The sequence below is a fragment of the Actinosynnema sp. NPDC091369 genome (assembly GCF_044757065.1).
Classification (GTDB): Bacteria; Actinomycetota; Actinomycetes; order Mycobacteriales; family Pseudonocardiaceae; genus Actinosynnema.
This window is the reverse complement of the sequence record NZ_JBIVUG010000017.1, coordinates 30,402-57,103: the sequence shown is the minus strand read 5'-3', so window position 1 is coordinate 57,103 and position 26,702 is coordinate 30,402. Positions and strand designations below refer to the sequence as shown.

Sequence of the window (26,702 nt, the reverse complement as noted above, 5' to 3'; positions counted from 1 at the left end):
CCGACTCCGGGACGTGGGTCGTCTTGGGGGTGGAGGTAACGATGCGCAGTGATCCGCGATCCCCCGAGGGGTTCGCCGAGTTCGTCGCCGAGCGGTCCGACGCGCTGGTCCGCGCGGCCTGGCTGCTCACCGGCGACGCCCACAAGGCCGAGGACCTGGCCCAGGTGGTGCTCGTCCGGTTGTGGGAGCGCTGGTCGAAGGTCGACGAGCCCGCCGCCTACGCCCGGCGCGTGCTCTACACGACGTACATGACCTGGTGGCGGCGGCGGTGGCGGGCCGAGACGCCGTCCGCCGCCGTGCCCGAGACCGTGACGCGGGAGGACGTGGCGGGCGACGCCGTGGTGCGGCTGGCCGTGCGCGGTCGGCTCGCGCGGTTGAGCAGCCGGCAGCGGGCCGTGGTGGTGCTGCGGTTCTTCGAGGACTGCAGCGTGGAGGACGCGGCCCGCGTGCTCGGCTGCTCCACCGGGTCGATCAAGACGCACACGTCGCGCGCGCTCGCCGTGCTGCGGGAGGACGCCATGCTCCGGACGTTGGTGGAAGAGGGGGTAGTGCTGTGAAGGGCCTGCGCGAGCTGTTGGTGGACGCGGTGCCGGAGCTGCCGGAAGTCGACCGGCTGGTGGAGGTGGGCCGCCGGGTGCGGCGGCGGCGCCGGACCCGCGGGGTGGTGGCGTCGGCCGTCGCCGTGGCGCTGACCGCGGGCGCGCTGGCGAGCGCCCAGTGGTTCGGCTCGGCCCGGGAGGAGAGCCCGGCCGCCACCCCGCCGCCGATCGCGGTGACGCCCGTCCTCGACTGCCCCGCCGAACTCGTGGAGCGCCCGTACCCGCCGGTGGAGTCGGCCGAGCCGGTGGCGGAGGAGTCCGCGGTGAACGCCCTGCTCTGCGTCTACGGCGGGTCGACCATCCTGTCCCGCTACGAGATCGAGCACGACGTCGCGACCGTGGTCCGCGCGATGAACGAGCTGGAACCGAGGAAGGCGCACGAGATGGCGAACGTGGTCTGCCCGCTGCCCGCGCGCCTCCAGTACCAGATCGTCCTCGGCCATCCCGACGGGAGTCGGCAGGTGGTCAGGTTCGACATGAACTGCGGCGCGGTGTCCCGCGACGAGGTCCGCCGGTACGGCGACGTCACGCGGCCGTTGGACGCGTTCGCCGCGATCGTCCGCGCCGACGGCGTCGAGGTGCCGTACCCGCGCGCCGGGGGCTGGTGAGCGGTCGGGTGGCGGTGCGAGGCCGCCACCCGACCCGCCGGGTCAGTCCTCGAGCTCCCGCTCGGCCTGGGCGATGGCGGCGAACTCCTCCTCCGGGGCGGCGGCCACCAGGTGGTGCCTGCTGTAGAACCAGAAGTAGGCCAGCGCCACCACGACGATGCCCGCGGTGATGCCGGCGGCCAGCTCGTCCACGAAGAACGTCGCCACGACCGCCGCCACCGCGAGCACCAGCGCCACCCCGGTGGTGACGACGCCGCCGGGCGTCCGGTACGGCCGCGCCAACCCCGGCTCCCGCACGCGCAGCACGATGTGCGACACCATCATCAGCACGTACGACAGCGCCGCGCCGAACACCGCGACGTTGATCAGCGTCGCGCCGCTCTTGAGGATCGCGGCGAGGACGAACCCGATCGTGCCGGGCACGATCAGCGCCAGGTACGGCGTCTTGCGCTTGCCGGTCCTGGACAGCCAGCGCGGCAGGTAACCCGCGCGCGACAGCGCGAACAGCTGCCGCGAGTACGCGAAGATGATCGAGAAGAACGACGCCACGAGCCCGGCCAGGCCCACGTAGTTCACCACCCGCGCGAGCGCGTTGTCGCCGCCGTAGGCCGCCCGCACCGCCTCGGGCAGCGGGTTGCCCGACGACATCAACGCCGCCGAGCCCGCGCCGCCGGGCGCGAACACCAGGATCGCCGCCGCGAACACCAGCAGCGCCAGCATCGCGCCGATGATCCCGCGCGGCATGTCCTTCTTCGGGTCGCGCGCCTCTTCCGCCGCCAGCGGCACGCCCTCGACCGCGAGGAAGAACCAGATCGCGTACACCAGCGCGCCCAGCGCGCCCGTCACCCCGAACGGCAGGAAGCTGCCGTCCCCGATGTCGAACAGCTTGGCCGAGTCGAACCGCGGCACCATCCCGACCACGAACGCGATCAGCGCCACCACCGCGACCCCGGTGATCACGAACATCAGCCGCAACGCCTCGCCGACGCCGAAGAGGTGCACGCCGACGAAGATCGCGTAGCAGACCAGGTACACCGGCCACGAGCTGGTGAGCCCGAACAGCCCCAACGCCTGCACGTAGTCGCCGATGAACACGACGATCGCGGCGGGCGCGATGGCGTACTCGACCAGGATCGCGATGCCCGTCGCGAAACCGCCCAGCGGGCCCAGCGCCCGGCGCGCGAAGCCGTACCCGGCGCCGGCGACCGGCAGCGCGGCGGCGAGCTCGGCCAAGCCGAACACCATGCACGTGTACATGGCGCCCATGAGGATCGTCGCGACCAGCAGACCGCCCCAGCCGCCCTGGGCGAGGCCGAAGTTCCACCCGGCGAAGTCGCCGGAGATGACGTAGGAGACCCCGAGCCCCGCCAACAGCACCCAGCCCGCCGCGCCCCGCTTGAGCTGCCGGTGCTCCAGGTAGTCGCTGCCCACCTTCTCGTACTCGACGTGCTTGGCCATCTGCGCTCCCTAATGGGTCAGACGCGCTCCTTTGCAGGGAGGGTGGCGTGGATCACCTGACGGTGTCAACAGGCACGAGGCGGAGCGGACCCCGCGGCGGGTAGCCCAGCCGGACGAACGCCGGGTGCGCGGCTCTGGTGACCGCGATGCGCAGGGAGTTGTGGATCGGGGAGTACCGGCGCACCGGCACGAAGTGCCCCTGCCAGCCCGGTGAGAAGTGGATCAGCGCGCGCACGGGCGAAGGGATGTCGCCGTCACCGGCGTGGGCGGGCAGCGCGGGTGGTGTCCACTCCTCCCCGTCGTCCCTCGGGTGCCGCGCCGCGTGGGCGCGCACCGTCCCGGCCGCTTCGACGCGGAACCGCTCGTACTCCTCGCGGCCCATCGTCACCACCAGGACGAGCCGTTCCGGCGGCAGCACGCGCATCGCCTCCGCCAGTTCCCACAGCGTGCCCGCGCCCCAGCCCAGGACCAGCACCACGTGCCGAGCCCCGCGCATGAACCGCCGGACCGGCGCCTGCCAGTCCTCGAGCGGGAGGTACACCCGCCACGCGCCGATGTGCGGCACCACCTCGCCGGGTTTGCCGACCGTCACCATGGTCGCGTCCATCCGGGACAAGGCGTCGATCAGCAACTCCTCCTCCGACATTTCCACGATGAAGAGGCTCCGCAGCGCACGCTTGATCGGCGAGAACCGTTGCACGCCGGAGAGCCGGTGGTCCTCGTCGAACGTCCTCAGGTAGAGGCTGTAGTCCACGTCGGCCAGGTCGCCCGGCCGCCGGACGGTCCTGGTCAGCAGCCGCTTCGACGCCGCGAACAGGGAGTTGCCCTGCCTGAGCAGGTGCAGCCCGCACAGCAGCACGCCGACCAGCACGGCGGTCCGCCAGGTGAACTCGCCTTCCAGCACACCGCCGGAGTGCGGCAGCGCGCGCAGGTCCCGCAGCAGGGCCAGGAAGACCAGGACGAACGCGATCGCGCCGGACGACACGCTGACCCAGCCCAGCCGCGGGCTGACGAGGAACAGGTTGTTGCCGTGGCTGACGACGTTCCACGTCATCCGCAGGCACACGACCTCCAGGATGACCATCCAGGTGCTCTGCCTGGTCAGGGACTCGACGCTGATCGGCGGCTCGGTGAGTCCGAGCAGGAACCACGAGCCGGTGAGCAGGAACACCGCGGCGATGAGGGTCGCCACCATCCCGCCCCACACGTACGAACGCCCCAGGGCCGCTGCCGGGTTCGGCGCCAGGTTCGCCTGCATCGACTGCCACGCCCGCGTGTCCACCCGATCCCCCTCCGGTGAGCCGCTGTGGTTGTGGACCGTAGTGAGTCGGAGCCGCGCGCGAGACCGCTAGTCGGGTTGGGTGCGGGTCACCGGATACGGGTGTGGCGGCCTTCACTCGAAGGTGTCAGGATGAGGCGTCCAATGGCTCGCTGTCATACCTTTGGAGGTACTGCGGATGCTCGCCGTGGAGGAGTTGCGCGTGCTCGTGGACGCCGGGGAGATCGACACGGTGCTGGTCGCCGTGGTCGACATGCAGGGCCGCCTCCAGGGCAAGCGCTGCGCGGCGCGCTACTTCGTGGACGAGGTTTTGCCGCACGCCGCCGAGGGCTGCAACTACCTGCTGGCCGTGGACGTGGAGATGAACACCGTCGGCGGCTACGCCATGTCGTCGTGGGACAGCGGCTACGGCGACTTCGTGATGAAGCCGGACCTGTCCACGCTGCGCCGCGTCCCGTGGCACGAGGGCACCGCGCTGGTCATGTGCGACCTGGTCTGGGAGGACGGCGGGCCGGTGGTGGCCTCGCCGCGCCAGATCCTCAAGCGCCAGCTCGACCGGCTCGCCGAACGGGGCCTGAGCGCGTTCGTCGGCACCGAGCTGGAGTTCATCGTCTTCGACGACACCTACGAGGACGCCTGGAACCGCGGGTACCGCGACCTCACGCCCGCCAACCAGTACAACGTCGACTACTCGCTGCTCGGCACGGCCCGGATCGAGCCGCTGCTGCGGGCCATCCGCAACCACATGGCGGGCGCGGGCATGGTGGTCGAGTCGGCCAAGGGCGAGTGCAACCCCGGCCAGCACGAGATCGCCTTCCGCTACACCGAGGCGCTGGCGACCTGCGACAACCACAGCATCTACAAGACCGGCGCCAAGGAGATCGCGGCGCAGCACGGCAAGTCGATCACGTTCATGGCGAAGTACAACGAGCGCGAGGGCAGCTCCTGCCACATCCACCTGAGCCTGCGCTCGGCGGACGGCGAGCCGGTGTTCGCCGAGGGGCGCGGCCGGTCGCGGCTCATGGACCACTTCATGGCCGGTCAGCTCGCGGCGCTGCGCGAGCTGACCTACTTCCTGGCCCCGAACATCAACTCCTACAAGCGGTTCGCGCAGGGCAGCTTCGCGCCGACCGCGGTGGCGTGGGGCAAGGACAACCGGACGTGCGCGGTGCGCGTGGTCGGGCACGGCCAGTCGCTGCGGTTCGAGAACCGGGTGCCCGGCGCGGACGTGAACCCCTACCTGGCGGTCGCCGCGCTGATCGCGGCCGGCCTGCACGGCGTGGACAACGAGCTGCCGCTGGAGGAGGAGTTCGTCGGCAACGCCTACGCCTCCGACAAGCCGACCGTGCCCACCACGCTGCGCGACGCCGCGTCCCTGCTGGCCCGCAGCGAGGTGGCGCGCGAGGCGTTCGGGCAGGACGTGGTCGAGCACTACCTCAACGCGGCCCGGGTGGAGCTGGCCGCGTTCGACTCGGCGGTGACGGACTGGGAGCGCATCCGTGGTTTCGAACGGCTCTAGGGCGCGGCCGCTGATCGGCGTCAGCACCTACCTGGAACGGGCGCGGTTCGGCGTCTGGGACGTGGAAGCGGCGGTGCTGCACCGCGACTACCTCGACTCGGTGGTGCGCGCGGGCGGCAACCCGGTGCTGCTGCCGCCGGTCGGCGAGTGGGACGCCGACAGCGTCGCGTTCCTCGACGGCCTGGTGCTGGCGGGCGGCGCGGACGTCGACCCCGCGCTGTACGGCCGGCCGCGCGACCCGCGCACGGGACCGGCGCGGCCCGAGCGCGACGCCGCCGAGCTGAGCCTGGCCCGCGCGGCGCTCAAGCTCGACCTGCCGCTGCTGGCCGTGTGCCGGGGCATGCAGGTGCTCAACGTGGCGCTGGGCGGCACGCTGGTCCAGCACGTCGAGGGCCACAACCCGGCCCCCGCCGTGTTCGAGCACACCGGGATCGCGGTCGCGCCCGGCTCGGTGCTCGCCTCGGTCGTCGGCCTCGCGACCACCGTGTTCTGCCACCACCACCAGGCGTTGGACGTCCTCGGCGACGGCCTGCGGGTGGTCGCGGGCGCGCCGGACGGCACGGTGGAGGCCGTGGAGCTGCCGGGCGCGCGATTCGTGCTCGGCGTGCAGTCGCACCCCGAGGCCGACACCGAGGACGACCGCTTGTTCGCGGCGCTTGTGGCCGCCACCCGCGACAGGAGTGTGAAGTGACCACGTTCGACGTCATCAACCCGGCCACCGAGGAGGTGGTCCGCTCGGTGCCGCTGGCGACGGTGGAGGAGACCGACGCGGCGATCGCCCGCGCGTCGGCGGCGCTGCCCGCGTGGCGCGCGGTCGCCCCCGGTGACCGGGCCAGGCTGCTGCGCCGGTTCGCCGAGGCGGTCGACGGCGCGGTGGAGGAGCTGGCCGCGCTGGAGGTGCTCAACGCCGGGCACACCATCGGCAACGCGCGGTGGGAGGCGGGCAACGTCCGCGACGTGCTGCACTACTACTCGGCCGCGCCGGAGCGGTTGTTCGGCAAGCAGATCCCCGTGCCGGGCGGGCTCGACGTGACCTTCCACGAGCCGGTGGGCGTGGTCGGCGTGATCGTGCCCTGGAACTTCCCCATGCCCATCGCGGCGTGGGGCTTCGCGCCCGCGCTGGCGGCGGGGAACGCGGTGGTGCTCAAGCCCGCCGAGCTGACGCCGTTGACGGCGCTGCGGTTGGCCGAGCTGGCGCTCGAGGCCGGCATCCCGCCGGACGTGTTCCAGGTGCTGCCCGGCGCCGGGCCGGTGGTGGGGCAGCGGTTCGTCACGCACCCCGACGTGCGCAAGGTCGTGTTCACCGGGTCCACCCGTGTCGGCAAGCAGATCATGGCCGGCTGCGCGGAGCAGGTGAAGCGGGTGACGCTGGAGCTGGGCGGCAAGTCGGCCAACATCGTCTTCGCCGACGCCGACCTGGAACGCGCGGCGGCCACCGCGCCGTACGGGGTGTTCGACAACGCGGGCCAGGACTGCTGCGCGCGCTCCCGCATCCTGGTGCAGGCGTCGGTCTACGACCGGTTCATGGAGCTGCTGGAACCCGCGGTCAAGGCCGTCGTGGTGGGCGCGCCGGGCGACGAGGCCACCGAGATGGGGCCGCTGATCTCGGCCGCGCACCGGGAGAGGGTCGCGTCCTACGTGCCGGCCGACGCGCCGGTGGCGTTCCGCGGGCCGGCCCCGTCGGGTGCGGGCTTCTGGTTCCCGCCCACGGTGCTCGCGCCCGTCGCGCCCGGCGACCGGGCGGCCGTGGAGGAGATCTTCGGGCCGGTGGTGGCCGTGCTGCCGTTCGCCGAGGAGGAGGACGCCGTGCGGCTGGCCAACGACAGCGCCTACGGCCTGTCCGGGTCGATCTGGACGCGGGACGTGGGGCGGGCGCTGCGCGTGTCGCGCGCCGTCGAGGCGGGGAACCTCTCGGTCAACTCGCACTCGTCGGTGCGGTACTGGACGCCGTTCGGCGGGTTCAAGCAGTCCGGGTTGGGCCGCGAGCTGGGGCCCGACGCCCTCGACTCGTTCACCGAGACCAAGAACGTCTTCATCGCTCACTGATTGGGAGAGACATGGTTGTGCGACTTGAGGGCCGGGTTGCCGTGGTGACCGGCGGCGGCAGCGGCATCGGGCTGGCGTCGGTGCGGCGGCTCGCGTCCGAGGGGGCGAAGGTCGTCGTCGCGGACGTCGACGCGGAGTCCGGCAAGGCCGCGGCCGACGAGGTGGGCGGGCTGTTCGTCCAGGTCGACGTGACCGACGAGGAGCAGGTGTCGGCGCTCTACCAGACCACTGTGGACACCTACGGGTCGGTGGACGTCGCCTTCAACAACGCCGGCATCTCGCCGCCCGACGACGACTCGATCCTGACCACGGGCATCGAGGCGTGGGACCGGGTGCAGAAGGTCAACCTGACCTCGGTGTACCTGTGCTGCAAGTACGCGATCCCGCACATGCTGGAGCGGGGCCGCGGCTCGGTGATCAACACCGCGTCGTTCGTGGCGACGATGGGCGCGGCGACGTCCCAGATCTCGTACACCGCGTCCAAGGGCGGGGTGCTGGCGATGAGCCGCGAGCTCGGCGTGCAGTTCGCCCGGCAGGGCGTCCGGGTCAACGCGCTGTCACCCGGACCGGTGAACACGCCGTTGCTGCGGGAGCTGTTCGCGAAGGACCCGGAGCGGGCCGCGCGGCGGCTGGTGCACGTGCCGCTGGGCCGGTTCGCCGAGCCGGAGGAGATCGCCGCGGCGGTGGCGTTCCTGGCCAGTGACGACTCGTCGTTCATCACCGCGTCGAACTTCCTGGTGGACGGCGGTATCGCCGGTGCCTACGTGACACCGCTGTGATGCCGTTGCAGGACGCGTTGTTCCGCCCCGTGCGGGCGGGCAACGCGTTCGAGGAAACGGTGGAGCGGCTCATGCAGGCGATCCGGCTCGGCGTGGTCGGGCCGGGGGAGCGGTTGCCCGCGGAACGCGACCTCGCGACCCGGTTGGGTGTCAGCCGGGTGACGCTGCGAGAGGCGATCCGGTCACTCCAGGACGCCGGGTACGTCGAGTCCCGGCGTGGCCGCTACGGCGGGACGTTCGTGAACTCGCCGCTGCCCGCGCCCGCCCCGGACCGCCGGGTCGACCCCGCCGAGCTGGCGGACGCGGTGACGTTGCGCGCGGCGGTGGAGACCGGTGCCGCGGAGTGCGCCGCCGGTCGTGCGCTGGGACCGGTGGAGCGGCGCAACCTGCTCACCCGGCTGACCGAGTGCCGCGACGCGTCGGTGGACTCCTACCGGCGCAAGGACTCGCGGCTGCACCTGGCCATCGCCGAGGCGACCGGCTCACCGTCGCTGACCGCGGCCGTCGCCGACGCCCGGACCAGGGTCAACGCCCTGCTCGACCGGATACCGCTGCTGCCGCCGAACCTGGCGCACTCGAACGAGCAGCACGAGCTGATCGTGACGCACATCGTGGCGGGCGACCCGGAGGCCGCGCGGCGGGCGATGGCCGAGCACCTGGACGGCACGGCCCTGCTGCTGCGCGGCTTCCTGTCCTGACCTCAGCGCTCGAAGTCGCGTCCCGGCCACCGGTCCGGGCCCCGCTCCCCGCGCTCCCCGCGCTCGCCCCGCTCGTCGAACCGCGAGTGCCCGGGCCGGTCCGCCCCGACGCCGTAGCGCGGGTGGTGGTCCCGATCGGCCAACGTCACGATCCCGCCGCCGAGGACGAGGCCGAGCAGCCCGACGGCGACCAGTTGGGTGGCCCGGTGCCGGACGACCCGACCGAGCGCCGCCCTGCTGTTCGGCGGTGGGTACGGGCCGGGGTTCGGTGCCGGTTGGGCGGCTGCGGCTGCGGCTGACGGCGAGGTGGCCTGGTGGCCAGGGTCGGCTGCGGACTGGTCGGCGGGGGCTGCCGAGTGTGCGGCGGCCGGGTGGCCGGATGCGGGCGGTGCGGTGGTTCGGTGGCCGGCGGGCGGCGGCTGGTCGCCGGGTGCGGCCGAGGGTGCGGCGGCCTGATCGCCGGGTGCGGTCGAGGTGGTGGCCTGGTGGCCGGGGGCGGCTGCCTGGTGGTCGGCGGCGGGCGTCGTGGCGTCGGCGGGTGGGGTGGAGGTCCGGTCCGCCGGTCGGTCGGGGTCGGCGGGTGGCGGTCGGTTCGGGTCTGGCATGGCGGAACTCCTGCTCTCCCGTGCTGGTGACCGCCATGGTGCGTGGTCGACCTGAGCGGATCCTGATCGCCGGCTGTCCGCCGGCTGTGAATCACGCGGCGTCACCAGACAGACCGTCCACCGCAAGTACGGCCGAGAGGACTGACCGGTGTTCCGAGGCGACCACCCCGACCTGAAACGCACCACGGGCCGCGTGCTCCGCCTGGCCCTGGACCTCGGCCACCCGCGCACGGGCAGCGAACACCTGCTGGCCGCGCTCGCCGACGACACCGCCGCGGGCCGCGCCGTCGCCGACGTCCTCGTCCGCCACGGTGCCACCCCCGCCGCCATCCGGCACGCCGCGCACCTCGCCGCGCCTCTCGGGGCCGGCGGCGCCGCCGACCGCACGCTGCTCGCCCCGTTGGGCGTCGACCTGGACCGCCTGCTCGGCCACGGCGGGCCGGCGCTGGACCGCCCGGCCGGCCGCGAGCCGCTGTTCCCGCTCGGCGCGGCGGAGGCACAGCGGCGCTGCGCCCGCCTCACCCCGCGCCTGGACGCCCAGGCGTCCTGCTCGGCCTCCCTGCGCCTCGCCCTGGCCCGCCGCGAGCGCGAGCACCGCCCCGAGCACCTGGCCCTCGCCCTCACCGCCATGGACCCCGGCGTCACGTGGGTGCTCAAGGCCGCGGGCGTCGACCGCGCCGCCCTGCTCGCCGACCTGGCCGCGACCTTCCCGCCCCCGCGCCGCAACCCGCTGCTGAACGCCGAACGCCGGCTCGGCCACCGGGCCCGCCACCGCGCCCTCGTCCGCCGCTACCAGCGCACCACCGGACGCGCCGTGACCTCGGCCGACGCGCTGCCCTCCCTCATCCGCGGCTGAGCGCCCACCCGACCGGGTGATCCGCGGGACACCGGAGCGGCCGACCCGGTGCGCCGGAAAACGACTCGGTGAGCACCGATAACATCAGGGTCGACGGACCTACCCCACACCGAGGAGTCACCGTGTCCCAGCCACGTCCCGCAGCCGCTCTCGCCCCACCGCGCGTGGTGGTGACGGCGGGGACCACCGCGGGGACGGCGGTGCGTGAAGCGGGGCTCCCGGGCAAGGGCCCGGACGCCGTCGTGGTCGTGCGCGACCCCGAAGGCCACCTGCGCGACCTGTCGTGGACCCCGCAGGTCGACGTCGAGGTGGAGGCGGTCGCCGCCGACACCGACGACGGCCGCAGCGTCATCCGGCACTCCGCCGCGCACGTGCTGGCGCAGGCCGTGCAGCAGCAGTTCCCCGAGGCCAAGCTGGGCATCGGCCCGCCGGTCAAGGACGGCTTCTACTACGACTTCCAGGTCGACAAGCCGTTCACGCTCGACGACCTCGCCGCGCTGGAGAAGCGCATGAAGTCGATCATCAAGGGCGCGCAGCGGTTCCACCGCCGCGTGGTCGAGTCGGTCGACGCCGCCAAGTCCGAGCTGGCCTCCGAGCCGTTCAAGCTGGAACTGGTGGACATCAAAAGCGACGTCGACACCGCCGAGGTGATGGAAGTCGGCGGCGGCGAGCTGACGATCTACGACAACCTCGACCCGCGCTCCGGCGACCGGGTGTGGGGCGACCTGTGCCGCGGCCCGCACGTGCCGACGACCAAGCACATCCCGGCGTTCAAGCTCACCCGCGTGGCCGCCGCGTACTGGCGCGGCAACGAGAAGAACCCGCAGCTCCAGCGGATCTACGGCACGGCGTGGGAGTCGCAGGAGGCGCTGGACGCCCACCTGGAGCTGCTGGCCGAGGCCGAGCGCCGCGACCACCGCAAGCTCGGCGTCGAGCTGGACCTGTTCAGCTTCCCGGACGAGATCGGCTCGGGCCTGGCGGTGTTCCACCCCAAGGGCGGCGTCATCCGCAAGGCCATGGAGGACTACTCGCGCGCCCGGCACACCGAAGAGGGCTACGAGTTCGTCTATTCGCCGCACATCACCAAGGGCAACCTGTTCGAGACCTCCGGGCACCTCGACTGGTACCGCGACGGCATGTACCCGGCGATGCACCTCGACGCCGAGCTCAACGAGGACGGCACGGTCCGCAAGCCCGGCCAGGACTACTACCTCAAGCCGATGAACTGCCCGTTCCACGACCTGATCTTCAAGTCGCGGGGCCGGTCCTACCGCGAGCTGCCGCTGCGCATGTTCGAGTTCGGCGGCGTGTACCGGTACGAGAAGTCCGGCGTGATCCACGGCCTGACCCGCGTGCGCGGCATGACGCAGGACGACGCGCACATCTTCTGCACCCCCGACCAGGTGCAGGACGAGCTGAAGTCGCTGCTGTCCTTCGTGCTCGGGCTGCTGCGCGACTACGGCCTGGACGACTTCTACCTGGAGCTGTCGACCCGCAACCCGGAGAAGTCCGTCGGCTCCGACGAGGTGTGGGAGAAGGCCACGGAGGCGTTGCGCGTCGCGGCCGAGGACTCCGGCCTGGAGCTGGTGCCCGACCCGGGCGGCGCGGCGTTCTACGGGCCGAAGATCTCCGTGCAGGCCAAGGACGCGCTGGGCCGCACCTGGCAGATGTCCACCATCCAGGTCGACTTCAACCTGCCCGAGCGGTTCGAGCTGGAGTACACCGGTCCGGATGGCAACCGGCAGCGCCCGGTCATGATCCACCGCGCGCTGTTCGGCTCGGTGGAGCGGTTCTTCGGCGTGCTGACCGAGCACTACGCGGGCGCGTTCCCGGCGTGGCTGGCGCCGGTGCAGGTGGTGGGCATCCCGATCGCGGACGAGCACGTCGACCACCTGCTCGCGGTGGCCGGGCAGCTCAAGGCGAAGGGCATCCGGGTCGAGGTGGACGCCTCCGACGACCGGATGCAGAAGAAGATCCGCAACCACACCACGCAGAAGGTGCCGTTCATGCTGCTCGCGGGCGGCAAGGACGTGGAGCAGGGCGCGGTGTCGTTCCGGTTCCGCGACGGCACGCAGATCAACGGCGTGCCGGTCGAGCGGGCCGTGGCGACGGTCGTGGACTGGGTGGCCCGGCGGGAGAACGCCTCGCCGACGGCGGAACTCGTCCAGTGACCGGGCCGTACGAGGAGCAGGACGGGGTCGGGGTCGACGACGCGTTGCAGCGCCTGTGGACCCCGCACCGCCTCTCGTACGTGCGCGGTGAGGGCAAGGCCGTCGGCGACGAGCCGGAGGGCTGCCCGTTCTGCCGGGTGATCGGGCTGGACGACGCCGAGGGGCTGATCCTGGCGCGGGGCGAGCTGGTGTTCGCGGTGCTCAACCTGTACCCGTACAACCCCGGTCACCTGATGGTGCTGCCGTACCGGCACGTGCCCGACTACACGGACCTGACCGGGGCGGAGACGGCGGAGTTCGCCGCGTTCACGCAGAAGGCGATGCGGGTGATCCGCTCCGCCGCCGGTCCGCACGGGTTCAACATCGGGATGAACCAGGGCGTGGTGGCGGGCGCGGGCATCGCGGCGCACCTGCACCAGCACGTGGTGCCGCGGTGGGGCGGTGACGCCAACTTCATGCCGGTGATCGGCCACACCAAGGTCCTGCCCCAGCTGCTGGGCGAGACCAGGCAACTGCTCGCCGACGCCTGGTCCGCCACCAACTGATACGCGAGAGTCCTACGTTCAGGTCGCGAGAGTCCTACGTTCGCGACCCCTGAATTCAACACTCGGACATGCGGCGCACGTGCCTGAGCGTTGAATTCAGGGGTCCTGAACGTAGGACTCTCGGCGTCTGGAGGTAGGACTCTCGCGGTGGGGGAAGGTTCAACTTTTTTCGCGTCTCGTTGAACGGACGGTGGGGCTGTCTCGTTCAGACCGGGTGATGACGCCCGGCTGACGAGAGGTGCACACCCTGTGACGGCCATGACCGAGCCCACCGCGGTGCGCGGCTTGCCCCCGCGTGACCGCCCGCTGTTCCTGCGCTTCGGCCGGGGTCCGAGCGCCACCCCGCCGTTCCACCGCATCCACCACGCCTTCGAGGCCCACGCCGCACGGTCGCCGCACGCGCGGGCCGTCGAGCACGAGGGCCGCTGCCTGACCTACGGCGAACTCGACCACCGCGCGAACGTCGTCGCCGCCGCGCTGCTCGACGCGGGCGTGCGCCCCGGTGATCACGTCGGCGTCTTCTTATCCCGCTCGATCCACATGGTCGTCGCCATCCTGGGCGTGCTGAAGGTGGGCGCGGCCTACGTGCCGCAGGACGTCCGCATCACCCCGGAACCCCACCTGGCCCACGTGATCCGCACCGCGGACATCACCGTCGTCCTCACCACCACCGAGCACGCCCCGGGGCTGGCCGCGCCGACCGTCCTCGCCGTCGACGCGCTCCCGGACCGCCGCGCCGACCCGCCCGACGCGGCCGAGGGCGACACCGCCGTCGTCATCTTCACCTCCGGCACGACCGGCGTGCCCAACGGCGTCCGGGTCACCCACGCCAACCTGTGCAACGTTCTGCTCACCGCGCCCGGGAACCTGGGCGTCCAACCGGGCGACCGGGTCGCGCACCTGCTCAACATCGCCTTCGACATGGCGGTGTGGGAGCTGTTCGGCGCGCTCGCCCACGGCGCCACGGCCGTCCTGCGCGGCCGGGACATCGCCGCCGCGGCCAGGACCGCCACCGTCCTCATCGCCACACCCGGCGTGCTGTCCACTGTGGACCCCCTCGGGTGCCCCGACGTCCGCGTGGTCGCCGTCGCCGGGGAACGCTGCCCGAAACCCCTGGCCGACGCGTGGTCCGCGCGCGCCGCGTTCCACAACGCCTGCGGCCCCACGGAAGTCACCATCGTCAACACCGTGCAGCGCTACGACCCGGCGACGGGCCGGCTGACCATCGGCCGCCCGGTCCCGAACACCACCGTCTACGTGCTCGACGAAAACCTGCGGCCGTGCCGGATCGGCGAGGTCGGCGAGCTGTGGGCGGGCGGCGCCTGCGTCACGGCGGGCTACCTCGGCAACGACGTGCTGACCGCGCAGCGCTACCGCCCCGACCCGTTCCTCGGCGGCGACCACCTCATGTTCCGCACCCGCGACCTGGGCCGCTGGACGCCGGAGGGCGAGCTGGAGCACCACGGCCGCACCGACGACCAGGTGAAGGTGCGCGGCTTCCGGGTCGAGCTGGACGCCGTCACCTCCGCCCTGGAGACGACCGACGGCTGCACCCGCGCCACGACCGCCCTGCACGACGGCAGGCTGGTCGGCTTCGTCAGCCCCGCCACCGTCGACGTCCGTGAGGCCGCGGACGCCGTCGCACGCGCCCTGCCCTACTACTGCGTGCCGTCACTGGTCGTCGCGGTGGACGAGCTGCCGTTGACCGAACGCGGCAAGGTGGACCGGGCCGCGCTGTCGTCGCTGGTGCCGGTCGCATGACCACCACGCGCACCGACACCCCGTCGGCGTTGCGGCTCAGGTTGCGCAGGCGCCCGTTCACCCACCACAACCGGCTCGCCGCGGTGGTCGTCGGGGCCAACGCGGTCGCGGCGTTCGGCGTGGACGACGCGCAAGCGCTCGCGGACCTGGTCGTGGTCAACGTGGCCCTGGCCGTGCTGGTCCGCCAGCAGCACGTGATCAACCTGCTGTTCCGGCTCGCGACGAGCGCGCCCACGTCGTGGCCGCTGCGGGTGCGCTGGACGTTGGGCAAGGTCTACCACTTCGGCGGGCTGCACGTCGGCGCCGCCCTGTGCGCCACCGCCTGGTTCGCGGCGCTGGCCGCGGTCCGCGACGACCCGCTGACGTGGACGGTCCTCGCCCTGATGGCCGCGATGGTCGTCACCGCCCTGCCGAACCTGCGCGCACGGCGGCACGACGTGTTCGAGCGCGTGCACCGCTTCGCGGGCTGGACCGTGCTCGCCCTGTTCGCCGCGGACTCGGCGCGGCAGCCCGGTTTCGTCGGCTCGACCGGGTTCTGGTCGCTCCTGCTGGTGGTGGCGAGCGTGGTGCTGCCGTGGACGCGGCTGCGTCGCGTGCCGGTGCGGATCACCCGCCCGTCGCGGCACGTCGCCCTGGTGTCGTTCGACTACGGCGTGACGCCGTTCGCCGGGTCGTCGACCGCGGTGAGCCGCCACCCGCTGCTGGAGTGGCACTCGTTCGCGAACGTGCCGACGCCCGGACGCGCCGGGTTCCGGCTCACGATCTCCCGCGCGGGCGACTGGACCGGCTCGCTGATCGACGACCGGCCGACCCACCTGTGGGTCAAGGGCGTGCCCACGGCCGGGGTCGGCAACATCGACCGGTTGTTCACCCGGGTGGTGTGGGTGGCGACCGGCAGCGGCATCGGGCCGTGCCTGCCCCACCTGCTGTCGGGGGAGACGCCGGCGCGCCTGGTGTGGTCGACCCGCACGCCCCGCGAGACCTACGGCGACGAGCTGGTGGACGAGATCGAGGCCGTGCAGCCGGACGCCCTGGTCTGGGACACCGTCCGCGACGGCAAGCCCGACCTGGTCGAGCTGGCGCTGCGCGCGCACCGCGAGTTCGACGCCGAAGCGGTGATCTGCATCTCGAACAAGAAGACGACCTGGCACGTCGTGGAGGAGCTGGAAGCGCGGGGCGTGCCCGCGTTCGGCGCCATCTGGGACTCGTGAGGAGACCGGCGTGGACTACTCGACCCTGCTCATCGACGAACAAGACGGCGTCACGGCGGTCACCGTGTCCCGGCCGGCCGCGCGCAACGCGCTGTCCGGCCGCGTGCTGGCCGAGCTCGACCACTTCCTGTCCGGTGTCGTCGCCGGTCCGGCGCCGCGCGGGATCGTCCTCACCGGAGCGCCCGGCCCGGCGTTCGTGGCGGGCGCGGACATCCGCGAGATGGCCGCGATGACGCCGGAGGAGGGCGCGCGGTTCGGGACGCTCGGGCAGCGCGTCACCCGGCTGCTGGAGGAGGTGCCGTGCCCGGTCGTGGCGTGCGTGGACGGCTACGCGCTCGGCGGTGGCTGCGAACTGGTGCTGGCGTGCGACTTCGCCTACGCGACCCGCCGTTCGGTGTTCGGCCAGCCGGAGGTGGTGCTCGGCCTGATCCCGGGGTTCGGCGGGTGCGTCCGGCTCCAGCGGCTGGTCGGCCCGGCGGTCGCGCGGGAGCTGATCTACACCGGTCGGCACGTCGACGCGCCGGAGGCGTTGCGGCTCGGTCTCGTCACGGCGGTGTTCGACGACCGCGATGGGATGCTGGCCGCCGCACGCGCGGTGCTCGGCCGGGTCGCGGGCAACTCGGCCACGGCGGTGGCGCTGGCCAAGGTCGCGGTGAACGCCGCCCGGGGCACGACCGTCGCCGCCGGGCTGGCGTTCGAGCTGGACGCGTTCCGCGAGGCGTTCACCACCGAGGACATGCGCGAGGGCACGGCGGCGTTCCTCGCCAAGCGGCGGCCCGCGTTCCCCGCGAGGGAACCGCTGCTCCACGACTAGCCGAGGAGGTGCGCGATCAACGACAGTCACATGGCCCTGCTGCGCTCCCTCCACGACGAGCACGCGCCCGCGCTGTGGCGGTACGTGCGCCGGCTGACCGGGGACGACGAGCTGTCCCGCGACGTGGTGCAGGAAGCGCTGCTGCGGGCGTGGCGCAACCCCAAGGTGCTCGACCAGGGCGCCGCGGCGGCGCGCGCGTGGCTCTACACGGTGGCGCGCAACGTGGTGATCGACGAGCGGCGCAGCGCCCGCGCCCGCTGGGAGGTCGGGTCGGAGCGGCTGCCCGAGCGGGCGCGGTCCGACCACAGCGACGCGGCGCTGGACGCCTGGTTGGTGGCCGACGTGCTCACCCAGTTGACGCCGGAGCACCGCACGGTGATCGTGCGTGCGTACTACATGGGCCAGTCGGTAGCCGAGCTGGCCGTCGCGCTGGACCTGCCGGAGGGGACCGTGAAGTCCCGGCTGCACTACGGTCTGCGGGCGCTGCGGCTGGCGCTGGAGGAGAAAGGGGTCACCGGACGGTGAGCTCGCCCGTCGATCCGTACCGGGACTGGGGTGCCGCGTACGTCCTGGGTTCGCTGTCGCCCGGCGAACGGCGGGAGTTCGAGCAGCACCTGGCCGGGTGCCCGGAGTGCTCGGGGGACGTGGCGTCCTTCGCCGGCGTGCCCGGCATCCTCTCGGTGGTGCCCCGCGACCGCGCGCTGGACCTGCTGGAGCCGGGGGCGGAGGCCGACGAGCCGCCGCCCGCGCTGCTCACCGGGCTGGTCGCGGCGGAGCGGTCGCGCCGGTGGCGTGCCCGGGTCCTGGTGGCCGCGGCGCTGGTCGTGGCGGCGTTCCTGGGGGCGGCGGTCGCGCTGACCGTGCGGCCGGCCGCCCCCGCCGCCACGTCCGCCGCGCCGCCGCCCGCGCCGGACGTGGCGCTGCACCAGACCCTGCCCAGCCCGGTGACGGCCAGCGTGCGGCTGGTGGACGAGCCGTGGGGCACCCGGATCGAGGTGCTGTGCTCCTACGCGGTGCCGGACGGCCCGCCGCCGCCCGTCTTCGCCTACGCCCTGCACGTGGTGGCGGCCGACGGCACGGCGGCGCGGATCGCGACCTGGACCGCCGGTCCCGGCTCCACCACCCGACCGACCGCCACGACCGAGCTGCCGCGGGCCGACATCACGGGCATCGAGATCAGATTGGTGCAGAACGACCTGGTCCTGCTCCGGGTCACCCTCTGACCGCCCGCCGGGTGCCGCCCGGCCGTCGTGACGCGCGCAACCGCAGGCCCGGGACCTGCTGCAAGAGCACCTGCACGTCCTGCTGCACGTGCGCCCGCCCGAGAGGGCCGGATACGTGTTCCAGATCACCTGTGCGGACGCCGGACACGGACGCAGACACCTTCCTGGCCGATCGTCAAGAGGGGTGAGGCGTCGATACGGTGCGTTGCATGACCGCACCTGAGCGTTCGCGGCTGGCCCGAGAACGGCTCTCGCGCGAGTTACGAAGGCTGCGCACCGAGGCCAAGATGACCGGCACGGCCACGGCGCGCGCTACCGGGATGAGCCAGTCCAAGCTGTCGAAGATAGAGAACGGCATGCTCCTCCCGTCCGTGACCGACGTGGAGCGCCTGGTCGCCGAGCTGTCCGCGACCAGGGAGACCAGGGTCGAGCTGGTGGAGTTGGCCCGTCAGTTGCACGCCGAGGCGGAGACCCGCCGCGTGGTGCTGCACCGGGGGGCGCATCGGCACCAGCAGACCGTGGCCCGCATCGAGGCCCGTGCCACCACCAGCCGCTTCTTCCAGAACGCGGGTGTGCCCGCGCTGTTGCAGAGCGAGAACTACCTGCGGGTCGTGCTGAACACGACACCGCCTCACGAGCAGGACACCGCGATCGCCACCCTGCGTGCCCGCCGCGCCCGCATGGACGACCTGGGCAAGCGGTTCGTCTTCCTCCTCGCGGAGAGCGCGCTGCGCTGGCGCATGGGCTCGGCGGACCTGATGTGCGAGCAGATCGACCACCTCGTGCAGATCGTCCGAAGACCAAACGTGCAGCTCGGCGTGGTGCCGTGGACCGCGGACGCGAACCTGGTCGCCCTGCACGGGTTCCAGGTCTACGACGAACGGGTGGTGACGTTGAGCGTGCTGACCGGCAACGCGACCATCACCGACCCGCACGACGTGCGCGAGTACCTGGGCCTGTTCGGCCGGCTCGAACGGCTGGCGGTGCGCGGCGACGCGCTGGAAGACCTGCTGGAGCAGATCTCCAGGGACCACCGCAAGCTCGGCTGAGCTGGGCGGTTAGGCTGCCGGGGACCACGTCGTCCCCATCGGTAGGTGCCCCGCCACCCCATGCTGAACATCTTCGCCCGCGCGTCGGTTTCGCGCGTCACCGATCCGATCGGGGCGTGGCTGCTGCGCCGCGGCCTCACCCCGAACGCCGTCACGGTGCTGGGCACCGTCGGTTCCGTCGCCGCCTCGCTGTGGTTCATCCCGCGCGGGCAGCTGTTCACCGGCGCCGCGCTGGTCACCGCGTTCGTGCTGTTCGACCTGATCGACGGCGCAATGGCCCGCGCGCAGGGCGGCGGCACGAAGTTCGGCGCCGTGCTGGACGCGAGCTGCGACCGGATCGCCGACGGCGCGCTGTTCGCCGCCATCGCCTGGTGGGCGTTCGGCGCGGACGAGCACGGCCTGGCCGCGGCGACCCTGGTGTCGCTGGTCGGCGCGCAGGTCACCTCGTACGTGAAGGCCCGCGCCGAGGCGTCCGGGCTCTCCGCCGACGGCGGGCTGGCCGAGCGCGCCGAGCGGTTCATCGTGGCGCTGGTCGGCGTGGGCCTGCACGGGCTGGGCGTGCCCTACATCCTGCCGGTGGCGCTGTACCTGCTGGCCGCGCTGGTGACGATCACCGTGCTCCAGCGCATCCTGGCCGTGAGCCGCGCCGCGAAGGAGCTCGGGAAGTGAAGTCTCGGGACCTCAAGGGCGGTCTGGCCGACTTCGGCTACGCGGCCGGGTGGCGCCTGGTGCGGCTGCTGCCGGAGAAGGTGGCGCGGGCGCTGTTCGACGCGGTCGCCGACCGGGCCGCGAAGCGCGGCGGCGGCGGGGTGCGGCAGCTGCGGTCGAACCTGCGGCGGGTCGTGCCGCAGGCGGGCGAGGCCGAGCTGGACGAGCTGGTGCGGCTGGCCGTGCGCTCGTACGCGCGGTACTGGCGCGAGGCGTTCCGGATGCCGTCGCTGGACCAGAAGGAGCTCTACGCCGAGCTGGACCGCACGATGACCGGCGTCGAGAACCTGGACGCGGCGCTGAACGAGGGCCGGGGCGCGGTCATCGCGCTGCCGCACTGCGGCAACTGGGACATGGCGGGCGTCTGGCTGGTCGGGCACTGCGGCACGTTCACCACCGTCGCCGAGCGGCTCAAGCCCGAGTCGCTGTACCGGCGGTTCATCGCGTTCCGGGAGAGCCTCGGCTTCGAGGTGGTGCCGCTGACCGGCGGCGACCGCAACCCGGCGCTCGTGCTCGCCGAGCGGTTGCGCGCGAACCAGGTCGTCTGCCTGCTCGCCGACCGCGACCTCACCGCGGGCGGCGTGCCCGTGACGTTCTTCGGCGAGCGCACCCTGATGCCCGCCGGTCCCGCGCACCTGGCCGCGACCACCGGTGCCGCGCTGATCCCGGCCGGCCTGTGGTTCACCGAGGACGGCTGGGTGATCCGCCTGCACCCGCCGATCCGCGTCCCCGGCACGGCGAGCGTGCCCACGGCGACCCAGCAGATCGCCGACGTGTTCGCCGCCGACATCGCCGCGCACCCCACCGACTGGCACATGATGCAGCAGCTGTGGCTGGCCGACCTGCCGGAGAGCAGGCAGAAGGCGCTGCGCCGGGTGCTGGCCCGCCGGGGGGAATCCGCGTGAAGGTCGGCATCGTCTGCCCGTACTCCTTCGAGGTGCCGGGGGGAGTGCAGGCGCACGTGGTCGACCTGGCCCGCGCCCTGCGCGGCCTCGGGCACGAGGTGGACGTGCTGGCGCCCGCCGACGACGACACGCCGGTGCCGGAGTTCGTCACCTCGGCCGGCCGCGCGGTCGGCATCCCCTACAACGGCTCGGTGGCCCGGCTGTCGTTCGGCCCGGTGTCGTTCGCCCGGGTCCGCCGGTGGATCGCCGAGCACGACTTCGACGTGCTGCACCTGCACGAGCCGACCGCGCCGTCGCTGTCGATGCTGGCGCTGATGGTGGCCGACGGGCCGATCGTGGCGACCTTCCACACCTCCACGCCGCGGTCGAAGATGCTGTCGGCGTTCCAGGCGGTGCTCCAGCCGTTCCTGGAGAAGATCACCGCCCGCATCGCGGTGTCCGCGCTGGCCCGCCGGGTGCAGGTGGAGCACCTGGGCGGCGACGCGGTGGAGATCCCCAACGGGGTGGACGTCGGGTTCTTCGCCGACGCCGCGCCGCTGGACGGCTACCCGCGCCCCGGCGGCACGGTCGGGTTCGTCGGCCGGTTCACCGAGCCGCGCAAGGGCATGCCGGTGCTGCTCGACGCGTTCCGCGAGCTCGACCTGCCGGACGTGCGGCTGCTGGTCGTCGGGCGCGGCGACGCCGACGAGCTGCGCAAGCAGGCGGGGCCGGAGCTGGCCTCTCGGATGGTGTTCCTCGGCATGGTGGACGACGAGACGAAAGCGCGCGCGTTGCGCAGCGTGGACGTCTACTGCGCGCCCAACACCGGCGGCGAGAGCTTCGGGATCATCCTGACCGAGGCGATGTCGGCGGGCGCGGCCGTGCTGGCCAGCGACCTCGACGCGTTCCGGCGGGTGCTCGACGACGGCAAGGCGGGCGTGCTGACCCCGGTCGGCGACCAGTCCGCGCTGGCCGGGGCGTTGCGCGAGCTGCTGACCGACCCCGCGCGGCGGGCCGACTACGTGGACGCGGCGCGGCAGCGGGTGATGATGTTCGACTGGTCGGTGGTCGCGAACCAGGTGCTGCGGGTGTACGAGAGCGCCATGGCGGCGAACCCCCGGCGGGTGGGTGAGGCGTGACCAGTTCCGGCGTCGCGACGACGTTCCTGGTGCTGCTGGCGGTGGCCGTGCTCGTCGGGCCGTGGACGCTCGGCACGGCCAACCGGCTGGACCGGCTGCACGTGCGCACGGACGCGGCCTGGGCGGCGCTCGACGCGGCCCTGGCGCGGCGCGCCGTGGTGACGCGGGCGGTGGCCGCGGTGTGCGGCAAGCCCGACCTGCGGGCGGCCGCGGACCGGGCCGAGCGGTCGGCGCGGTCGGACCGGGAGGCGGCGGAGAACCGGCTCTCGGCGCTGCTGGAGGGGCTGGACCGGTCGGTGCTGGAGCCCGAGCTGGCGGCCGAGCTGTCCGACGCCGAGCAGCGGGTGGTGCTGGCCCGGCGCGTGCACAACGACGCCGTGCGCGACACGCTGGCGCTGCGCCGGCGGCGGTCCGTGCGGTGGCTGCGGCTCGCGGGCACCGCGCCCACGCCGTCCTACTTCGAGATCGCCGAACCCGGCGGCGACGTCGAGGCGTCCGCGTTGACCCAGCGCGTGTCGGCGCGGGTCGTGCTGCTGGACGCCGAGGACCGGGTGCTGTTGTTCGAGGGCTTCGACCCGACCCGACCGGACGAGCTGTTCTGGTTCACCGTCGGCGGCGGGGTGGAGCCGGGGGAGGACGTCCGGGCCGCGGCGGTGCGGGAGCTGCACGAGGAGACCGGTCTGGAGGTCTCCGGCGACGAGCTGGTGGGTCCGGTGTGGAAGAGGCACGCCGTGTTCGCCTTCGACGGGTTGAACTACGCGGCGGTCGAGTGGTTCTTCATCGGGAGGGTGGAGGCGGTCGAAGTGGACACGTCGCGGTTCAACGAGATCGAGCAGCGCACGATCCGCGGGCACAGGTGGTGGTCGGTGGAGGAGCTCGCGTCGACCGACGCGACCGTGTACCCGGTCCAACTGGCCGAACTGCTGCCCGGCGCGTCCGCCGGGTGGGACGGCACGACCCGTTCGGTCCGATGATCGGGATCTCGAGCGGGATGGACGACGTCGTGTCGTTCTACCGCGCCCTGGAGGAGTCGGACCGGCCGCGCGCGTACTTCGAGTTCGTCGACGTCGAGGGCTGGGTCGACGAGGGCGCGCGGGCGCTGTACGAGACCGTGGAGCACGAGGGCGAGCTGATCGCGATCCGGCAGGTCGAGCTTCCCTCGGCGGGCGGCGCGCACCGCAACTCGTGGCGGCGGCTGGAGGACGCGTTCGGCGGCCTCACCGACGAACCGATCGACCCCGACGAGGACCCGGTCAAGCCGATCCCGCGCGAGGTGTTCCTCCAGGCGTGGAACTCCCCGCCGCACGAGGCGTGACCGGCCGGTCACGCGATCGGCAGAGGTCTCGCTTCCGGGATCCCCGCGATCTATGGTCATCCGGATCAACGGGAACGTGGGGGCAGATCGTGCGTCGGCTTGTGGCGGTTCTGGTGTGCGCGCTGGTCGCTTCCGGGGTGCACCCCGGTGTGGCACCGGCCGAGCCGCGTGGCTCCTCGGTGGCCGCCGACGAGGGCGCGACGTTCGTCCCGATGACGCCGCGGCGGGTGCTGGACAGCCGTGACGGCACCGGGGGCGGCGTGGGCCCCGTCCAGGACGAGGTGATCCTCGACCTGGCGGCGCACGTGCCGGCGTCGGCCACCGCGGTGGTGTTCACCCTGACCGGCACGGAACCGTCGGCGGCCACCCACGTCAAGGTCTCCGCGGAGCGGTACCACCACCCCGCCCACTCCAGCCTGAACCTCGGCGTCGGCGAGACCAGGGCCAACCTGGTCACCACCGCGCTGCCTCGCGCTCAGCGGACGCTCTACCTGTACAACAACGCGGGCGCGGTGCACCTGGTGGTGGACCTGGCGGGCTACTACACCACCGACGTCGCGTCGCGGTTCACCACGACGCCGCCGACCCGGGTCCTGGACACCCGCACGTCCACGGCGGTCGGTCCGGGCTCGACGCGCGAGGTGGACCTGGCGGCGCACGTGCCGGCGTCGGCCACGGCCGTGACGTTCACCCTGACCGGCACGGAGCCCACCGCGTCGACGCACGTGATCGCGTACCCGTCCGGCGGGTCCCGGCCGGTGGTGTCGAACCTGAACCTGGAGCCCGGGCAGACGAGCCCGAACCTGGTGACGATCGCCCTGGGTGCGAACCGGCGGATCGCGCTCTACAACCACGCGGGGGACACGCACCTGATCGTGGACGTGGCCGGCTACTACGCGGAAGACCACGGTCACCGGTTCTTCCCCGTGCCGCCGATCCGCGTCACGGACACCCGCGCCTCCGGCGGGCCGCTGGGCGCGGGCGGAACGAGGGACGTCGAGCTCTCCGACCGGATCCCGACCTCCGCCGCGGCCGCGGTGGTGAACCTGACCGGCACCAACGTCACCGCGACCACGCACGTCTCGGCGTACCGCGCCGGCTCCGACCGGCCGACCGCGTCGAACCTGAACCTGACGCCCGGCCGGGACACGGCCAACGGCGCGGTGGTCCCGCTCGGCGACGACGCGCGGATCACGCTGTACAACAACGCGGGCTCGGCCGACCTGGTCGTGGACCTGGTGGGTTTCTTCGCGACGCCGCCGCCGTGCACGGCCGACTGCCTGTACGCCTGGGGCGGTGACCTGCGGTACGGCGCGACACCGTCCCGCCGTCCCTGGCTGTCCGGGGTCACCGCCGTGGCCACCGGCATCGGCACCGCCTACGCGCTCAAGTCCGACGGCACGGTGTGGGCCTGGGGCGCGAACGGCGTCGGGGCGCTCGGGACCGGCGCCGTCGGCGGCGAGTCGACCGTGCCGCTGCGGGTCTCCGGGCTGACCGGCGTGACCGCGATCGCCGCCGGGTACGCGCTGAAGTCCGACGGCACCGTGTGGGCGTGGGGTTCGGCGGCGAACGGCCGGCTCGGGCACGACGGCTTCACCGACTCGGCCGTCCCGGTGCGGGTGGGCGGACTCACGGGCGTGACGGCGATCGCCGCGCTGAACCAGGCGACCTACGCGCTCAAGTCCGACGGCACGGTGTGGGCCTGGGGCGATGACCTCTGGGGCGGCCTGGGCGGCGGGACCTGCCCGGACAGCGGCTTCTGCTGGGCGGGCACGCCGCGCCGGGTGCCGCTGCCGCAGCCGTCGGGCACCACGTTCACCACGATCGCCGCGGCCTCCGGCGGGCGGATGGCCTACGCGCTGCGCTCGGACGGCACGGTGTGGTCCTGGGGGTGGAACCACCGGGGCGAGGCCGGCACGGGCGCACCGCTGGGGGACAACGTCCTCCCCGCGCGGGTGACCGGGCCGGCCGACGTCGTGTCGATCGCGGCCGGCGTCGAGGTCGGGTACGCCGTCACCGCCGATGGCCGGGTGTGGGCTTGGGGCGACAACTACTGGGGTGAGCTGGGCACCGACGCGCCGTGCGCCGAGCCGGTCCACCTGTGCGCCGTCGGCGTGCCGGTGCAGGTCACCGGGGTGACCGGGGTCGTCGGGATCAGCAGTGGGGCCGGCACGACGCTGGCGCGCACGGCGGACGGCTCGGTGTGGGCGTGGGGCCGCAACGCTCGCAGCGGGGAACTGGGCAACGGCACGACGGGCGGGTGCGACGAGCTGCCGTACCAGCAGGACTGCCGGGCGAGCGTGCCGGTGCGGACCCTCGTCAGCGGCGTGTCCGGCCTGGCCTCCGGCCTGCCCGGGAAGTTCGCGGTCGTGCCGGGCTGAGGTCCGCCGGCACGACCGGGCGGCCGTCAGAGGATGAACGTCGCGATCATCTGCCCGAGCAGCCGCACGTCGGCGTGACCCTTGAACTCCAGCCGGACCTGACCCAGGCCGCTGAACCACAGGTCGAGCTCGGCGTCCATGTCGAACGTGCCGGCCGTCTCGATCGAGAACGCCTGCACCCGGCTGTAGGGCAGCGACGTGAAGTCCTTCTTGCGGCCGGTCATGCCCTGGACGTTCACCGCGATCACCCGCTTGTTGGTGAACACCACGAAGTCCCGCACCGTCTTGAAGCTCGACACGATCTGCTCGCCCTGGATCAGGATCGGCGACACCTGCGACGCGATGTCCTCGGGCCGGCACGGCGCCAGCTTGAAGACGGACTGCTTCTCGAAGTCGATCACGCCACCGACGGTACGCCCTACCGCGGCCAGCCCGCCGGGTTCGACACCGATTCCCGGGAGATCCCCGACCCCGTCTCCGGGTAACCCCCGAACCGCGCCTCGTGCACCCGGGCGAAGAAGTAGCAGAACTCCTCGCACTCGGCGTCGACCACGGCCACCCGGGGATCGCGGGCCACGGCCTCGTAGAACTCTCGGCCGAGTGCCAGGACGAAGCCGCGCGCGTACAGGAAGCCGTCGTCGGAGCCGTCGGTGACGGCCTGGACGTCCGCCCGGTCGATGTCGTACAGCTTGCGCTCGGCGACCCGGTCCAGCGCGGTCAGCTCCTCGGCGGAGAGGTCCGCCGACGCCGCCGCGAGCGCCCGCAGCACGGACGGCAGGTGCTCCTCCAGCTCGGCGGCCTCCTCGAAGGCGTCCTCGGTCACGTCGCGCTTGGCCAACGCCCGGCGCACCTCGTTCGGCCCGGGGCCGAGCGAGGCCCACGCGTCTTCCAGCATCGCCCAGAAACGGGACTCTTCGGTATCGGTCGGCAGGATCATGCGGCGAACGTAGCAACGAGGTCCGACAAGTCCGGGCGCTCCCCCGCCGGCGAAGTCCCTCGATCGGTTGCACCGTTGCCCGGCGGTACCGCCCTGACCTCTTGGGCTGAAACCCCG

The 26,702-nt window shown here is 73.0% G+C and carries 27 protein-coding genes; 22 read left to right on the top strand and 5 right to left on the bottom strand.

The annotated features are described in order from the left end of the window. Positions 1-41: 41 nt before the first annotated feature. Together ACIQMJ_RS37125 and ACIQMJ_RS37120 are read left to right on the top strand one after the other, a co-directional pair. Positions 42-557 carry a SigE family RNA polymerase sigma factor gene (locus ACIQMJ_RS37125; RefSeq protein WP_499765701.1) on the top strand — a complete coding sequence of 172 codons (516 nt, stop codon included), beginning with the start codon at positions 42-44 and terminating at the stop codon, positions 555-557. After that, the gene (locus ACIQMJ_RS37120) at positions 554-1,207 is read left to right on the top strand and encodes a hypothetical protein (RefSeq protein WP_499765700.1); all 654 of its coding nucleotides are present in this window, start codon (positions 554-556) and stop codon (positions 1,205-1,207) included. Before ACIQMJ_RS37125 ends, ACIQMJ_RS37120 begins: the two co-directional genes overlap by 4 nt. Before the next feature lie 42 nt (positions 1,208-1,249). Here the strand turns inward: ACIQMJ_RS37120 and eat are convergent, their stop codons facing one another. Then, entirely contained in the window at positions 1,250-2,665 is a 1,416-nt protein-coding gene (gene eat / locus ACIQMJ_RS37115) for an ethanolamine permease (protein WP_499765699.1), read from the bottom strand. 52 nt (positions 2,666-2,717) lie between these two features. Then, on the bottom strand, positions 2,718-3,947 hold the full coding sequence (locus ACIQMJ_RS37110) for a hypothetical protein (RefSeq protein ID WP_499765698.1): 1,230 nt from the start codon (positions 3,945-3,947) through the stop codon (positions 2,718-2,720). Between the two features lie 175 nt (positions 3,948-4,122). On the opposite strand from ACIQMJ_RS37110, the gene ACIQMJ_RS37105 reads away from it, so the two are divergent. Genes ACIQMJ_RS37105 through ACIQMJ_RS37085 form a run of 5 tightly spaced genes read left to right on the top strand, consistent with a single transcriptional unit; the run spans position 4,123 to position 8,986 of the window. Next, on the top strand, positions 4,123-5,463 hold the full coding sequence (locus ACIQMJ_RS37105; protein WP_499765697.1) for a glutamine synthetase family protein: 1,341 nt from the start codon (positions 4,123-4,125) through the stop codon (positions 5,461-5,463). Further along, entirely contained in the window at positions 5,444-6,154 is a 711-nt protein-coding gene (locus ACIQMJ_RS37100) for a gamma-glutamyl-gamma-aminobutyrate hydrolase family protein (RefSeq protein WP_499765696.1), read from the top strand. The genes ACIQMJ_RS37105 and ACIQMJ_RS37100 overlap by 20 nt, the downstream gene beginning before the upstream one ends. Beyond that, the gene (locus ACIQMJ_RS37095) at positions 6,151-7,509 is read left to right on the top strand and encodes an aldehyde dehydrogenase family protein (RefSeq protein WP_499765695.1); all 1,359 of its coding nucleotides are present in this window, start codon (positions 6,151-6,153) and stop codon (positions 7,507-7,509) included. Before ACIQMJ_RS37100 ends, ACIQMJ_RS37095 begins: the two co-directional genes overlap by 4 nt. An 11-nt stretch (positions 7,510-7,520) precedes the next feature. Beyond that, positions 7,521-8,288 (top strand): 3-oxoacyl-ACP reductase, encoded by a 768-nt coding sequence (locus tag ACIQMJ_RS37090; RefSeq protein ID WP_499765694.1) that lies wholly within the window; start codon positions 7,521-7,523, stop codon positions 8,286-8,288. Then, positions 8,288-8,986 carry a FadR/GntR family transcriptional regulator gene (locus tag ACIQMJ_RS37085; RefSeq protein WP_499765693.1) on the top strand — a complete coding sequence of 233 codons (699 nt, stop codon included), beginning with the start codon at positions 8,288-8,290 and terminating at the stop codon, positions 8,984-8,986. Before ACIQMJ_RS37090 ends, ACIQMJ_RS37085 begins: the two co-directional genes overlap by 1 nt. Before the next feature lie 2 nt (positions 8,987-8,988). Here the strand turns inward: ACIQMJ_RS37085 and ACIQMJ_RS37080 are convergent, their stop codons facing one another. Beyond that, a complete protein-coding gene (locus ACIQMJ_RS37080; protein WP_499765692.1) occupies positions 8,989-9,591 on the bottom strand; it encodes a hypothetical protein in 603 nt (200 codons plus the stop codon). A 148-nt stretch (positions 9,592-9,739) separates the two neighbouring features. Between ACIQMJ_RS37080 and ACIQMJ_RS37075 the strand changes: the two genes are divergently transcribed. The 15 genes from ACIQMJ_RS37075 to ACIQMJ_RS37005 all read left to right on the top strand — a co-directional run bounded on the left by ACIQMJ_RS37075 (position 9,740) and on the right by ACIQMJ_RS37005 (position 25,648). Continuing rightward, complete coding sequence (locus tag ACIQMJ_RS37075; RefSeq protein WP_499765691.1) at positions 9,740-10,447, top strand: Clp protease N-terminal domain-containing protein; 708 nt, start codon at positions 9,740-9,742, stop codon at positions 10,445-10,447. A 122-nt stretch (positions 10,448-10,569) separates the two neighbouring features. Further along, a complete protein-coding gene (gene thrS / locus ACIQMJ_RS37070) occupies positions 10,570-12,618 on the top strand; it encodes a threonine--tRNA ligase (RefSeq protein ID WP_499765690.1) in 2,049 nt (682 codons plus the stop codon). Next, positions 12,615-13,163: an HIT family protein gene (locus tag ACIQMJ_RS37065; RefSeq protein WP_499765689.1), complete on the top strand. Its 549-nt coding sequence runs from the start codon at positions 12,615-12,617 to the stop codon at positions 13,161-13,163. The genes thrS and ACIQMJ_RS37065 overlap by 4 nt, the downstream gene beginning before the upstream one ends. 258 nt (positions 13,164-13,421) lie before the next feature. Further along, complete coding sequence (locus ACIQMJ_RS37060; RefSeq protein ID WP_499765688.1) at positions 13,422-14,924, top strand: amino acid adenylation domain-containing protein; 1,503 nt, start codon at positions 13,422-13,424, stop codon at positions 14,922-14,924. Then, complete coding sequence (locus tag ACIQMJ_RS37055; RefSeq protein WP_499765687.1) at positions 14,921-16,135, top strand: FNR domain-containing protein; 1,215 nt, start codon at positions 14,921-14,923, stop codon at positions 16,133-16,135. Before ACIQMJ_RS37060 ends, ACIQMJ_RS37055 begins: the two co-directional genes overlap by 4 nt. A 10-nt stretch (positions 16,136-16,145) precedes the next feature. Then, the gene (locus tag ACIQMJ_RS37050; RefSeq protein WP_499765686.1) at positions 16,146-16,949 is read left to right on the top strand and encodes an enoyl-CoA hydratase-related protein; all 804 of its coding nucleotides are present in this window, start codon (positions 16,146-16,148) and stop codon (positions 16,947-16,949) included. A gap of 30 nt (positions 16,950-16,979) precedes the next feature. Beyond that, positions 16,980-17,474: a sigma-70 family RNA polymerase sigma factor gene (locus ACIQMJ_RS37045; RefSeq protein WP_499765685.1), complete on the top strand. Its 495-nt coding sequence runs from the start codon at positions 16,980-16,982 to the stop codon at positions 17,472-17,474. Continuing rightward, positions 17,471-18,172, top strand: a complete 702-nt coding sequence (locus ACIQMJ_RS37040) for an anti-sigma factor family protein (RefSeq protein ID WP_499765684.1) — start codon at positions 17,471-17,473, stop codon at positions 18,170-18,172. Before ACIQMJ_RS37045 ends, ACIQMJ_RS37040 begins: the two co-directional genes overlap by 4 nt. A 209-nt stretch (positions 18,173-18,381) precedes the next feature. Further along, a complete protein-coding gene (locus ACIQMJ_RS37035; RefSeq protein ID WP_499765683.1) occupies positions 18,382-19,221 on the top strand; it encodes a helix-turn-helix domain-containing protein in 840 nt (279 codons plus the stop codon). 60 nt (positions 19,222-19,281) lie between these two features. After that, positions 19,282-19,890 (top strand): phosphatidylinositol phosphate synthase, encoded by a 609-nt coding sequence (gene pgsA / locus ACIQMJ_RS37030; protein WP_499765682.1) that lies wholly within the window; start codon positions 19,282-19,284, stop codon positions 19,888-19,890. Continuing rightward, the gene (locus ACIQMJ_RS37025) at positions 19,887-20,834 is read left to right on the top strand and encodes a phosphatidylinositol mannoside acyltransferase (RefSeq protein WP_499765681.1); all 948 of its coding nucleotides are present in this window, start codon (positions 19,887-19,889) and stop codon (positions 20,832-20,834) included. The genes pgsA and ACIQMJ_RS37025 overlap by 4 nt, the downstream gene beginning before the upstream one ends. Continuing rightward, positions 20,831-21,952 (top strand): glycosyltransferase family 4 protein, encoded by a 1,122-nt coding sequence (locus ACIQMJ_RS37020; protein WP_499765680.1) that lies wholly within the window; start codon positions 20,831-20,833, stop codon positions 21,950-21,952. Before ACIQMJ_RS37025 ends, ACIQMJ_RS37020 begins: the two co-directional genes overlap by 4 nt. Beyond that, complete coding sequence (locus ACIQMJ_RS37015) at positions 21,949-22,926, top strand: NUDIX hydrolase (RefSeq protein WP_499765679.1); 978 nt, start codon at positions 21,949-21,951, stop codon at positions 22,924-22,926. The genes ACIQMJ_RS37020 and ACIQMJ_RS37015 overlap by 4 nt, the downstream gene beginning before the upstream one ends. Next, complete coding sequence (locus tag ACIQMJ_RS37010) at positions 22,923-23,267, top strand: hypothetical protein (protein WP_499765678.1); 345 nt, start codon at positions 22,923-22,925, stop codon at positions 23,265-23,267. The genes ACIQMJ_RS37015 and ACIQMJ_RS37010 overlap by 4 nt, the downstream gene beginning before the upstream one ends. A 101-nt stretch (positions 23,268-23,368) precedes the next feature. Then, the gene (locus ACIQMJ_RS37005; RefSeq protein ID WP_499765677.1) at positions 23,369-25,648 is read left to right on the top strand and encodes an RCC1 domain-containing protein; all 2,280 of its coding nucleotides are present in this window, start codon (positions 23,369-23,371) and stop codon (positions 25,646-25,648) included. A gap of 26 nt (positions 25,649-25,674) precedes the next feature. Here the strand turns inward: ACIQMJ_RS37005 and ACIQMJ_RS37000 are convergent, their stop codons facing one another. After that, the gene (locus tag ACIQMJ_RS37000; protein WP_053714859.1) at positions 25,675-26,049 is read right to left on the bottom strand and encodes a PH domain-containing protein; all 375 of its coding nucleotides are present in this window, start codon (positions 26,047-26,049) and stop codon (positions 25,675-25,677) included. 17 nt (positions 26,050-26,066) lie between these two features. Beyond that, complete coding sequence (locus ACIQMJ_RS36995; RefSeq protein ID WP_499765676.1) at positions 26,067-26,585, bottom strand: DUF4240 domain-containing protein; 519 nt, start codon at positions 26,583-26,585, stop codon at positions 26,067-26,069. Between the last annotated feature and the right edge of the window lie 117 nt (positions 26,586-26,702).